This window comes from Pseudomonas canadensis (assembly GCF_030980095.1).
GTDB classification, from domain to species: Bacteria; Pseudomonadota; Gammaproteobacteria; order Pseudomonadales; family Pseudomonadaceae; genus Aquipseudomonas; species Aquipseudomonas canadensis.
Window position 1 is genome coordinate 5,047,249 of the sequence record NZ_CP133298.1, and the last position, 11,893, is coordinate 5,059,141.

Here is an 11,893-nt window from a genome sequence, read left to right on the forward strand (position 1 = left end):
CATCGTGAGATACCTGCTTATTCTTCGCTGGTGTGCACTTTACGGTGCAGGATCGCCTGGAATTCATCGGCGAAGGTGTAGTAACGGCCAATCAGGTTCTCGCCGCGAGCAGCAAAACGGTTGTAGGCAATTACTGCGGGGATAGCAGCGAACAGGCCGATCGCGGTGGCGATCAGGGCTTCGGCAATACCAGGAGCCACGGTAGCCAGGGTCGCTTGCTGGGCCTGGGCCAGGCCACGGAAGGAGTTCATGATCCCCCACACGGTACCGAACAAGCCGATGTAAGGGCTTACGGAGCCGACGGTGGCGAGGAACGGCAAGCTTTGCTCAAGCTTCTCTTCTTCACGGGAAATGGCAACGCGCATGGCACGAGCCACACCTTCCATGACCGCTTCCGGGTCAACACCTGGCTGCTGGCGCAGGCGGGAGAATTCCTTGAAGCCGGCGCGGAAGATCTGCTCGACGCCAGAATCCGGGTCCGGGTTGCTGCCCGCCTGACGGTAAAGCTTGGACAGGTCGATACCCGACCAGAAGCGCTCTTCAAAGCTCTCCAGGGCACGTCGACCGGCACGCAACAGATTGCTGCGCTGAAAAATCATGACCCAAGAGGTAACCGATGCGGCTACCAGGGTCAGCATGACCAGTTGAACCACAACACTGGCATTGCTGACCAGGCTCCACATGGAGGAATGGTCGACGACGGTAGGTTCCACGCTAAATCTCCTGCTTTGATTGTTTACCCGCGCCGCTTACGTCGGCAAAGGCCGCACGTAGAGCTTCGGGAATGGCCCGGGGTTTCAAACTATTGGTGCGCACACAGGCCACCAGGAACTGCCCCTCACAGAGCAGCGTTGCATCCGTTGCCCGCCTGACCTGCTGCTTGAAACGCAGGCTGACACGGTTCAATTCGATTACTTCAGCGCTGACCAACAGTTCGTCGTCCAGCCGCGCCGGCGCGTGATAGCGCGCCTCGCTGGAATGCACGACGAATAACAGGTCCTCCCCTGCCAGCTGGGATTGGGCAAAGCCCAGCTCCCGTAGCCGCTCGGTTCGAGCCCGCTCCATGAACTTGAGGTAGTTGACGTAATACACGATGCCGCCCGCATCGGTGTCCTCGTAATAAACGCGACAGCGATGTGCGAACGACTGATCCCCGTTTTGCGCGCGCATACTCTAGTGCTTACTCCTCAGGTTGCCAATCCGGCTGGGCAACTGTTTTTTAATCCATCGAAACATTTCGAGTGACTGAATGACGACACCAGCCACTAGGACAGCACAAACCTCGGATAAATCGTCTGGCGTGAAGCTTTTAATCGTCCACTGCATCGAGGAATTCGTCTACTACAGGCATCTCGCCCAATCGTGACGGAATGTTTAACCCGAAGTGCAGATAGGCGTGGCGCGTGACGACTCTCCCCCTCGGCGTACGCATGATGTAACCCTGCTGGATCAGATATGGCTCCAGCACATCCTCAATGGTATGGCGTTCTTCGCTGATGGCCGCGGCCAGGCTGTCGACGCCTACCGGCCCGCCGTCGAACTTCTCGATCATGGTCAAGAGTAGACGCCGATCCTGGTGATCGAAGCCGTGCTCATCCACATCCAGCAGGTTCAACGCCAGATCGGCCACCGCCTTGGTGATATGCCCCTTGGCCCGCACCTCGGCAAAGTCCCGCACACGGCGCAGCAGACGGTTGGCGATCCGAGGCGTACCACGGGCCCGGCGGGCGATTTCAAACGCGCCTTCCGGGTCCAGCGGCAAACCGAGAATGCTCGCCGAACGACTGACGATGGTCGCCAAGTCCGCCGTGCTATAGAACTCTAGACGTTGAACAATGCCGAAACGGTCTCGCAAAGGGTTGGTCAACATACCGGCGCGGGTGGTGGCCCCCACCAGGGTGAAAGGCGGAAGATCGAGCTTGATCGAACGGGCCGCCGGGCCTTCGCCAATCATGATGTCGAGCTGGAAGTCCTCCATCGCCGGGTACAGCACTTCCTCGACGATCGGCGAAAGCCGGTGAATCTCGTCGATAAACAGCACGTCATGGGGCTCGAGGTTGGTCAGCAACGCCGCCAGATCCCCCGGACGCTCCAGCACCGGGCCGGAGGTGGACTTGATCGATACGCCCATTTCCTGGGCGATGATGTTGGCCAGGGTGGTCTTGCCCAACCCAGGCGGCCCGAAGATCAGCGTGTGGTCCAGGGACTCACTGCGCCCGCGCGCAGCCTGGATGAACAACTCCATCTGCTCACGCACGGTGGGCTGACCGATGTATTCGGCCAGGCTCAGGGGGCGGATGGCGCGGTCCTGGACCTCTTCACGGTCGCGCGGGCCAGTGGCTGCAATCAGACGATCAGCTTCAATCACTTAAATCATTCCCTTCAGGGCGCGGCGGATCATGTCTTCACTGCTCAGGTTCTTGTCCTTGATGGCCGACACGGCCTTGCTGGCTTCCTGCGGCTTGTAGCCCAGGGAAATCAGCGCGCTGACGGCATCGCTTTCGGCGCTGGCAACTTGGCCCGCCGGCATATCCGGCTGATTCGGCACCAGGGCGAACATACTCGGTACCACTTCCCAGGCTTTGAAGCGGTCCTTGAGTTCCACCAGCAGGCGCTCGGCAGTCTTCTTGCCGACACCCGGCACCTTGGTCAGCGCCGACGTGTCCTGGGCCGAAACCGCGCGCACCAGCTCATCCACTTCCAGGCTCGACATCAACGCCAAGGCCAGTTTCGGGCCCACGCCGTTGAGGCGGATCAGCTCGCGAAAGAAGTCACGGTCGCGCTTGCCGATGAAACCATAGAGTAGTTGCGCGTCTTCGCGCACCACCAAGTGGGTGTGCAGGGTAATCGGCTCACCGACCGACGGTAGGCGATACAGGGTGGTCATGGGCACTTCCAGCTCATACCCCAGCCCGTTTACATCCAGAATCAGGTGCGGCGGCTGTTTCTCAGCCAGGGTGCCGCGCAAGCGTCCAATCACGGTTCAGATCCTTAAAGCTTGGGGTCAGCGCATGGCCTGACCGGAAATTACGATTGCGCTGATGCTATCAGAGACGCAGCCGCCCGCCACGACTGCGTGCCGTACCCAGCCCATGAGGCAGCAAGCTGGAGCGGGTGTGCGCATGGCAAATGGCAATGGCCAGGGCGTCGGAGGCGTCGATCTGCGGTTTTGAAGTGAGCTTGAGCATGTGCATGACCATCATCTGCACCTGCTCTTTATTCGCCGCACCGGTGCCGACCACGGCCTGCTTGACCTGGGTCGCCGTGTACTCGGCGATCTCCATGCCCTCCTCCGCCCCGGCAACGATGGCAGCGCCACGGGCCTGGCCAAGCTTTAACGCGGAGTCGGCATTTTTTGCCATGAACACCTTTTCGATGCCCATGGTGACCGGTCCGTAGGTCTGGATCACTTCACGCACGCCGCGATAGACAATCTGCAGGCGCTCGGCCAACTCGCCCGCGCCGGTGCGGATGCAGCCCGAAGCGACGTAGACACAGCCGCGCGGGGTCTGCTGCACCACGCCAAAACCGGTGATGCGCGAACCGGGGTCGATACCTAGGATTAAAGTCATAACGCCTGCAGATAAGGTAAAGAGAAACCAGCATAAAACATGCAGGGTGACATGAAACCCCGTAGGAGCCGGCTTGCCGGCGATGGCGTCCTCAAGGGCCCTATCGCCGGCAAGCCGGCTCCTACAGGGGAGCGGTGTGCCTAGGAGAGCTGTTCGGCGACGGATTCCGGGATGTCGGCATTGGAATACACGTTCTGCACATCATCCAGGTCTTCCAGCATATCCAGCATCTTCAGCACTTTCTGCGCGCCATCCAGGTCCAGCTCGGCACTGGTGGTCGGCAGCATCACGATTTCCGCGTCGGTGCCTTTGAAACCCGCGGCTTCAAGGGCATTGCGCACGGCATAGAAGCTGGCGAACGAGGTGAACACGTCGATGGAACCGTCTTCATTGGTCACCACGTCGTCGGCATCTGCCTCCATCGCCGCTTCCATCAGCGCGTCTTCATCCGTGCCGGGGGCGAAGGTGATCTGCCCCTTGCGCTCGAACAGGTAAGCCACCGAACCGTCGGTGCCAAGGTTGCCACCGCACTTGCTGAACGCGTGGCGCACGGCTGCCGCGGTACGGTTGCGATTGTCAGTCATGCACTCGACCATCACCGCCACGCCGCCCGGGCCGTAGCCTTCGTAGCTCAGTTCGACCATATCGTCGGTATCGGCAGCACCGGCGCCACGGGCCACGGCGCGGTCGATGATGTCGCGGCTCATGTTGGCGCCAAGCGCCTTGTCCAACGCCAGGCGCAGACGCGGGTTGGAGCCGGGGTCACCACCGCCCTGGCGGGCGGCGACGGTCAGCTCGCGGATCCACTTGGTGAAGATCTTGCCTTTTTTGGCATCCTGACGCTCTTTGCGGTGCTTGATGTTCGCCCACTTGGAATGGCCAGCCATAACACAACTCCGAAATTCTATAGAAACCTTGATCAACCCCGCCCCAGGCGAGGAATAGTCCTTTAACGCAAAGGCGCATCCGAAGATGCGCCTTTTTAGACTGCGTAAACCTCAGTGCGCTTTCACGCAGCAGCCTTACTCAGCCTTAGGCGTCTCACGCAGGCGGATGTGCAACTCGCGCAGTGCCTTGGCATCCACCACACCCGGAGCCTGGGTCATGACGTCCGCAGCGCTCTGGGTTTTCGGGAAGGCGATCACTTCACGGATCGACTGGGCGCCGGTCATCAGCATCACCAGGCGGTCCAGACCGAACGCCAGGCCACCGTGCGGCGGCGCGCCGTATTTCAGGGCGTCGAGCAGGAAGCCGAACTTCTCTTCCTGTTCCGCTTCGTTGATGCCCAACAGGCGGAAGACCGCTTGTTGCATCTCCTTGCGGTGGATACGGATCGAACCGCCACCCAGCTCGGTACCGTTGAGCACCATGTCGTAGGCGCGGGACAGCGCGCCCGCAGGATTGGCTTCCAGCTCGGCCGGGGAGCACTTCGGCGCGGTGAACGGGTGGTGCAAGGCGCTGAAGCTGCCGTCGTCGTTCTCTTCGAACATCGGGAAGTCAACGACCCACATCGGGGCCCATTCGCAGGTCAGCAGGTTCAGGTCGTGACCCAGCTTGATGCGCAGTGCGCCCAGGGCCTCGCTGACGATCTTGGCCTTGTCGGCGCCGAAGAACACGATGTCGCCGTCGACTGCACCGACGCGGTCGAGGATCGCGTTCAGGTTGTCCAGCGGGATGTTTTTGACGATCGGCGATTGCAGGCCGTCAACACCATTGGCGCGCTCGTTGACCTTGATGTACGCCAGGCCCTTGGCACCGTAGATGCCGACGAACTTGGTGTAGTCGTCGATCTGCTTGCGCGGCATGCTCGCGCCGCCAGGCACGCGCAGGGCGGCGATGCGGCACTTAGGGTCATTGGCCGGGCCGCTGAACACCTTGAAGTCGACTGCTTTGAGTTGGTCGGCCACGTCCACCAGTTCCAGCGGGTTACGCAGGTCTGGCTTGTCGGAACCGTAACGGCGCATGGCTTCTTCGAAGGTCATGTGCGGGAAATCGCCGAACTCCAGGTCCAGCACTTCCTTGAACAGATTACGGATCATCTGCTCGGTCAGGCCCATGATCTCTTTCTCATCGAGGAAGCTGGTCTCGATATCGATCTGGGTGAATTCCGGCTGGCGATCAGCGCGCAGGTCTTCGTCACGGAAGCACTTGGCGATCTGGTAGTAACGGTCGAAGCCGGCCACCATCAGCAACTGCTTGAACAGCTGCGGCGATTGCGGCAGGGCGAAGAACGAACCGGCGTGGGTACGGCTAGGCACCAGGTAGTCACGCGCGCCTTCCGGGGTGGCGCGGGTCAGGATCGGGGTCTCGACGTCCAGGAAGCCGTTTTCGTCGAGGAAGCGGCGGATACTGGTGGTCATGCGCGAACGCAGGCGCAGCTTCTCGGCCATCTCCGGACGACGCAGGTCCAGGAAGCGATAACGCAGGCGGGTTTCTTCGCCGACGTCGGAGTATTCGTTGAGCGGGAACGGCGGGGTTTCCGATTCGTTCAGCACTTCCAGTTCATAGCCCAGCACTTCAATGCCGCCGGACGCCATGTTCTTGTTCACGGCACCGGCCGGACGCAGGCGAACCTTGCCGGTGATCTTCACGACGTATTCGCTGCGCACGCGGTCGGCGGCGGCGAAGCTCTCGGCGCGATCCGGGTCGAACACCACCTGGGCCAGACCATCACGATCACGGATATCGAGGAAGATCACCCCGCCGTGGTCGCGGCGACGGTGAACCCATCCGCAAAGGGTGATTTCCTGACCTTCCAGGGTCTCGTTCAGTTGGCCGCAATAGTGGCTGCGCATCATGGTAGTGGTTTCACTTCTCGTAATTCGAAATTCGGTGGAGGCCTGCCTCGTCACCGTACATTAAAGCAGGGGACGGATAATGCAGGAGCCTGCGCGTAGAGTTCAACTCAGTCTGCTTTGTCGCCGCCCGCCAGGTTCTTCTTCGAGCCGGTCTTGAAGTCGGTCTCGTACCAGCCGCTGCCGCTCAGGCGGAAGCCTGGCATGGACAACATCTTCTTGAGCTCCGGCGCCTGGCAGGCTGGGCAATCGACCAGCGGCGCTGCGCTGATCTTCTGAATGGCTTCCAACTGATGACCACAGGAAGCACATTGATAGTCGTACATGGGCATGGAGATGTCTCGGCGATCAGATCGTTACTGCGCCACGCCTGCTCCGGAACAACCCGGCACGCGCAGCAAAGCGCGGGATTATATCTGGTAAATCGAGGTAGCGCAGCCGGCTTTCTGCCCAGGGGCCTTGCCCGCCTTAAAGGAGGACATGACCCCGAAGCCCGGTAGCTAAGAAGGTTGAACACGCTCTTTCAAGGCGTGAACCACACACACCACCCTGACCAACCCACTGAAGTTCTTCACGCCGCCATGACGCAAGTGCACTTCCCGATCCACATAGGACAGCAACGCACTGACCGAACAGGCATTGATCCTGGCAATTTCCGTGAGGATATTCCAATAGATCTGCTCCAGCCGCAGGCACGTGGAAAACCCGTTGAGCCTCACTGACCGGGACAATGGCTTGGCCAGTCCCATGTCGAACCCTTTAACAAAGGGGTCGACCTTTATTTTATGAAAACCACCGGTTTCCATGACTCCATTACCCACTCCGCGTGACATACACCTGACACTCCATTGCCAAACAGCCGCCCATGGGGTGTCCCATTGGGCAATCACCCTATAAAACAGCAGGCAGAGTGCGGCAGCCAGAAGACGCGGAGTTGATCGGCGTAGGACAACGCCAGGAAATGCGCGGAAACAAGCGAGCGGCGCCGGGAAGGCGCCGCTCAGGCCAGTTGTTTACTGATTTTCGAGCAGGGAACGCAGCATCCATGCGGTCTTTTCGTGAACCTGCATGCGCTGGGTCAACAGGTCGGCCGTCGGCTCATCGCTGACCTTGTCGAGCAGCGGGAAGATACCGCGCGCGGTGCGAGTGACCGCCTCCTGGCCTTCAACCAATTGCTTGATCATGTCTTCAGCACTCGGCACACCTTCTTCTTCCTTGATGGAAGAAAGACGGGCGTAGATGGAGTAGGCACCCGGTGCCGGGAAGCCCAGGGCACGGATACGCTCGGCAATGGAGTCCACGGCCAGCGCCAGCTCGTTGTACTGTTCTTCGAACATCAGGTGCAACGTGCGGAACATGGGGCCCGTGACGTTCCAATGGAAGTTGTGGGTCTTCAGGTACAGTACATAGGTATCCGAAAGCAGTCGCGAAAGCCCGTCGACGATGGATTTACGATCTTCTTCACTGATACCGATATCGATTGCCATGTTTATCCCCTTCAATTGACAAGCATTCATTGATCCGGTGCAGGACCACTCTAGCAAGTGTGCCGGTGATGCGCAGCCCGGCGCGGCAATTCGTCCCGCCTTGGCCTGCCAGAACGACACGGCCCAAGCCTTCAGTCCATGTGGGAAACGTCCCAGCAGGCTGCTGGAAAAGCCCGCACGTGTCTAGGACAAGCGTTTGACGCAGAAATGCCGTCACCCTTGCAACACCCCGAAATGCTTGATTTGAGTAGGCACAGCCTTTGCTGTTAAATAGGCGGCGTGTCGACGCCGTTATTTTCTGCGGCAGCGGCATAGGCTGATACCCCGCGCACGTGCCCAACGCCTCCCATTGTTCAGAAGCGAACCGTGCCAGTCAGCTCTTCCTTGTGATCCGTCTTAACGTGAGTTAATCAAAATGTTGAAAATCGTCCACCTGCTAACGGGCGTTGCAGCTTTGCTGCTGTCCTTTATCCCGAGCCTGCAGCCTGAAAGCCTGCCGTATCTGGAACAACACGACGCTCTGTACCTGGCCTTGTTCGGCCTTCTTAACCTGACGCTGGCACCGGTGATCCCTTACTGGAACAAAGGCACACGTCATCAACTGCAAAACCTGGTCAGCGCGCTGTTAGTTCTGACTGTCGTCGTACAAACCCTCACCCTCCTGGCGCCCATGCCTGAAGTCGGCGGCCACCCGGCCATCCTGCTCAGCCTGGTGATTGCTGTGGCCGCCATTGTTCTTCACCTGGCCATCAGCTTCTACCGTTCGTCCCCTGCGGCCTCGTCGCAAACCTACGACATGACCAATCGGGATACCGGTACCGTCAAGTGGTTCAACACATCCAAAGGCTTCGGCTTTATTTCCCGTGATTCGGGCGACGATATCTTCGTCCACTTCCGGGCCATTCGCGGCGAAGGCCATCGCGTCCTGGTGGAAGGCCAGCGTGTGGAATTCTCCGTCATGAATCGCGACAAAGGCCTGCAGGCCGAAGACGTGATCGCTGCACTGCCGCGTCGCTGATACTCAGCTTCGTAGCAAAAAAAACCGCGACCCAGCCTGGCTGGGTCGCGGTTTTTTTATGCACGCCTATTAATAGTGAGGCGGCGGCGCTTCTTCTTCGGACGTTTCGAACTGACCGCCCATTTCTTCCTGGCGCTTGAGCAACGCGGTCATCTGCAGTTGCAGGCGTTCGACGGCGCGCTGCTGGGTGACAAGGATGTCATTGAGAGTCTCGATGGTGTCGTCCTGGAAGGCCAGGCGACTTTCCAGATCGTTGACGCGGTCTTGCAGATCCATGATTCAACCCTGGGTAAAGACGAAGTCGGCGGGCAGCAGCTCGCGCAGACGAGCACGAATGGCTGACACTTGCTGATCGGTATAAGGCTTCGCAGGATGCTTGCCCCACACCGGCGCAGGCCAGGCGGCATCATCACGTTTGCGCACAATCACATGCACGTGCAACTGGCTGACCACGTTGCCCAGAGCGCCGATGTTCATCTTGTCGGCGGCCAAACCTTCATTGAGCAACTGGGCCAGGGCAGTCGTTTCCTGCCACAGGCGTTGCTGGTCGACGACATCCAGTTGAAACACTTCGCTGATAGCATTGATGCGCGGCACCAGGATGAACCAAGGGTAGTTCGAGTCATTGGACAACAGCAGGCGGCACAGGGGGAAATCCCCGATGACCAGTGTGTCTTGTTGAAGGCGTTGATCTAAAGCGAACACCGCAGGCACTCCGTTCGGCAGGTCAGGTTCAAGGCCACCAGCATACCCGCGAATCGCTATTGCTTCACGCCGACCAATACGCGCCCAAGCAAGGCGTGGCGAAAAAAAGTGCACCATTTCGATCCAAACGATTTTTTCGACTACGCTCAACCACCAAACCTTCGGCGATTGACCAAGCACAGATCAAAACATTGCGAGGAAAACCGCGATGCAGAGGCCTCACAAAACAAGGCATTGAGCCATCACCCAAACACTGAGGCATCAGAGGCCATGCACCAAAATGACCCAATTGCGCCTCAAAGAGATCCGCCGATTACCCACTGAATGGGGTGAACGGGTAACGTTTTTCCCAGATACAGGATTTATGCACCACAACACAGGCACAGAGCCCGAGCGTCAAGGCCAAACCAATCGGCGTAAAAACCCCGTGCTTATGCGGTTTTCACGAAGCGGTAACGTTTTTCACGAAAAAATGACATTCGATTTACGGTTTGGGCACGCTTGCTGCATTCATCCCTCTATCGTCGGCAACGGCACCGGACGGGAAGCAGGTGTTTCGCGATGAAAAACAGCAGCGGTTCAATGCGCGCCAAGGAAGATTTCAAACTTAACAAAGTAACGTTTTTTTGCGTTCTTTTAACGGTCGGAAAACAGCATTGAAGTTGTCAGCCTCGTTACAGTGAGGCTGTGAATTTGCGACATGGATATAGCAATCTACGACAAGCTCGTAAAGAAGCTGAAAGGAAAGTTGGGCAAGTATCGCCAATATTGTCAGCGTGATATAACTTTGCGCCGACACAAAAAGAAAGAGCCGCCCAGACAAAAATATAGGTGGGACGGCAGTACTCTTCCTAAAACCAAAGGAGCAAATCACGATGCGCGTGATGAAGTGGAGCATGATCGCCCTGGCTGTTTCAGCAGGCACTACGCAGTTCGCAATGGCGTCCGCCCAAAGCGATTCCAAAGGCTTTGTTGAAGACAGCACTTTCAGCATCAACACTCGCGCCCTGTACTTCAGCCGCGATTTCCGCAACAACCCGTCGGGCCCAGGCACGAAAAGTCGTGCGGAGGAAACCGGTCTGGGCTTCAACGCCCTGTACGAATCGGGCTTCACTCAGGGCACCATCGGCGTCGGCGTCGACGTGATCGGCCTGTTGGGCGTCAAGCTTGACAGCGGCAAGGGTCGCGCTGGTACTGGTCTGTTCCCAACCGGCTCCGACGGTCGTTCGCAAGACGATTACTCCAAAGGCGGCGGTGCCGTTAAGTTCCGTATTTCCGATACGGTCCTGAAAATTGGCGACCAGTACACCACAGCGCCTGTGTTCGCCTCGGACGACAGCCGCTTGCTGCCAGAGCTGCCACAAGGTATCTCGATCACCAGCAATGAGATCAAGGGCCTGAAACTGGAAGGCGGTCACTTCACTTCCAGCATCGCGCAAAACCAGACTTACCATGACAGCCTGGGCCTGACCAAAACCGACTTTGTCGGTGGTGTCTACTCGTTCACTCCTGAATTCACCGGCAGCCTGTACTACGCGAAGACCGAAGATTACTTCCGCAAGTACTACAGCAACCTGAACTGGACCCACGCGCTGAGCGACGATCAGTCCTTCGCGCTGGACTTCAACATCTACGACACCAAGAGCGAAGGTGCCGGCCTGCAACGCGCAGAGAAAGATGGCACCACCAAGCTTGATAACCGTGCGTTCAGCTTGCAGGGCGCTTACACCATCGGTGCTCACACCTTCACCCTGGCAGCCCAGAAAGTCACCGGCGACGGCGACTATGGCTACGGTGTAGACGGCGGCGGCACGGTGTTCCTGGCCAACTCCATCGCCCGTTCCGACTTCAACGCCGAAGGCGAGAAGTCCTACCAGGCGCGTTACGACATCAACATGGCGACCTTTGGTATTCCTGGTCTTAGCTTCATGACTCGTTATGTCACCGGTAGCGGCGCCAACACTGGCACCACGTCGAACGGTAAAGAATGGGAACGCGATATCGAAGCCAAGTACGTGGTACAGAGCGGTCCAGCGAAAAACCTGAGCTTGCGCCTGCGTCAAGCCACTTATCGCTCGGGCGATGGCGTGTACTACGGTTCGCCTTCGATCGACGAACTGCGTTTGATCGCGAACTACCCGCTGAACATCCTGTAATTGACAGTTTTATTACAGCGATGAGTTAAGGTTTCGGCCTTAAACAAAAAAGCCGCTCCCTTGTTTAACAAGGGAGCGGCTTTTTTATGGCTGTAATGTTTCAGCACTGGAATAACTAGCAAGCTAACTAACGAGGTTACCGCTTACACCTTGAACCTGA

The 11,893-nt window shown here is 58.5% G+C and carries 14 protein-coding genes; 2 read left to right on the plus strand and 12 right to left on the minus strand.

What is annotated here, in order from left to right:
* Nucleotides 1-17: 17 nt before the first annotated feature.
* From tolQ to RB216_RS23510, 10 genes are all read right to left on the minus strand, one after another.
* Nucleotides 18-713 carry a protein TolQ gene (tolQ, locus tag RB216_RS23465; RefSeq protein WP_010208111.1) on the minus strand — a complete coding sequence of 232 codons (696 nt, stop codon included), beginning with the start codon at nt 711-713 and terminating at the stop codon, nt 18-20.
* A 1-nt stretch (nt 714) separates the two neighbouring features.
* The gene (gene ybgC / locus RB216_RS23470; protein WP_015885610.1) at nt 715-1,170 is read right to left on the minus strand and encodes a tol-pal system-associated acyl-CoA thioesterase; all 456 of its coding nucleotides are present in this window, start codon (nt 1,168-1,170) and stop codon (nt 715-717) included.
* 139 nt (nt 1,171-1,309) lie between these two features.
* A complete protein-coding gene (ruvB, locus tag RB216_RS23475) occupies nt 1,310-2,368 on the minus strand; it encodes a Holliday junction branch migration DNA helicase RuvB (protein WP_003193867.1) in 1,059 nt (352 codons plus the stop codon).
* A complete protein-coding gene (gene ruvA, locus RB216_RS23480) occupies nt 2,369-2,980 on the minus strand; it encodes a Holliday junction branch migration protein RuvA (protein WP_003175802.1) in 612 nt (203 codons plus the stop codon).
* Between the two features lie 67 nt (nt 2,981-3,047).
* The gene (ruvC, locus tag RB216_RS23485) at nt 3,048-3,572 is read right to left on the minus strand and encodes a crossover junction endodeoxyribonuclease RuvC (protein ID WP_016975450.1); all 525 of its coding nucleotides are present in this window, start codon (nt 3,570-3,572) and stop codon (nt 3,048-3,050) included.
* Between the two features lie 140 nt (nt 3,573-3,712).
* On the minus strand, nt 3,713-4,459 hold the full coding sequence (locus tag RB216_RS23490; protein ID WP_028617742.1) for a YebC/PmpR family DNA-binding transcriptional regulator: 747 nt from the start codon (nt 4,457-4,459) through the stop codon (nt 3,713-3,715).
* Between the two features lie 135 nt (nt 4,460-4,594).
* Nucleotides 4,595-6,370, minus strand: coding sequence for an aspartate--tRNA ligase (aspS, locus tag RB216_RS23495; protein WP_028617743.1), 1,776 nt, complete (start codon nt 6,368-6,370; stop codon nt 4,595-4,597).
* Between the two features lie 107 nt (nt 6,371-6,477).
* A complete protein-coding gene (locus RB216_RS23500) occupies nt 6,478-6,699 on the minus strand; it encodes an FmdB family zinc ribbon protein (protein ID WP_010208103.1) in 222 nt (73 codons plus the stop codon).
* Between the two features lie 168 nt (nt 6,700-6,867).
* Nucleotides 6,868-7,200, minus strand: coding sequence for a ribbon-helix-helix domain-containing protein (locus RB216_RS23505; protein ID WP_028617744.1), 333 nt, complete (start codon nt 7,198-7,200; stop codon nt 6,868-6,870).
* A 180-nt stretch (nt 7,201-7,380) separates the two neighbouring features.
* On the minus strand, nt 7,381-7,854 hold the full coding sequence (locus RB216_RS23510; RefSeq protein ID WP_028617745.1) for a Dps family protein: 474 nt from the start codon (nt 7,852-7,854) through the stop codon (nt 7,381-7,383).
* A 415-nt stretch (nt 7,855-8,269) separates the two neighbouring features.
* On the opposite strand from RB216_RS23510, the gene RB216_RS23515 reads away from it, so the two are divergent.
* Nucleotides 8,270-8,872 (plus strand): cold-shock protein, encoded by a 603-nt coding sequence (locus RB216_RS23515; RefSeq protein WP_016975455.1) that lies wholly within the window; start codon nt 8,270-8,272, stop codon nt 8,870-8,872.
* A 69-nt stretch (nt 8,873-8,941) separates the two neighbouring features.
* Here the strand turns inward: RB216_RS23515 and RB216_RS23520 are convergent, their stop codons facing one another.
* Nucleotides 8,942-9,148 carry a SlyX family protein gene (locus RB216_RS23520; RefSeq protein ID WP_010208093.1) on the minus strand — a complete coding sequence of 69 codons (207 nt, stop codon included), beginning with the start codon at nt 9,146-9,148 and terminating at the stop codon, nt 8,942-8,944.
* Between the two features lie 3 nt (nt 9,149-9,151).
* Entirely contained in the window at nt 9,152-9,577 is a 426-nt protein-coding gene (locus RB216_RS23525) for an HIT domain-containing protein (protein ID WP_068937979.1), read from the minus strand.
* An 875-nt stretch (nt 9,578-10,452) separates the two neighbouring features.
* Between RB216_RS23525 and RB216_RS23530 the strand changes: the two genes are divergently transcribed.
* On the plus strand, nt 10,453-11,733 hold the full coding sequence (locus RB216_RS23530; protein ID WP_028617747.1) for an OprD family porin: 1,281 nt from the start codon (nt 10,453-10,455) through the stop codon (nt 11,731-11,733).
* The last annotated feature ends 160 nt before the right edge of the window (nt 11,734-11,893 follow it).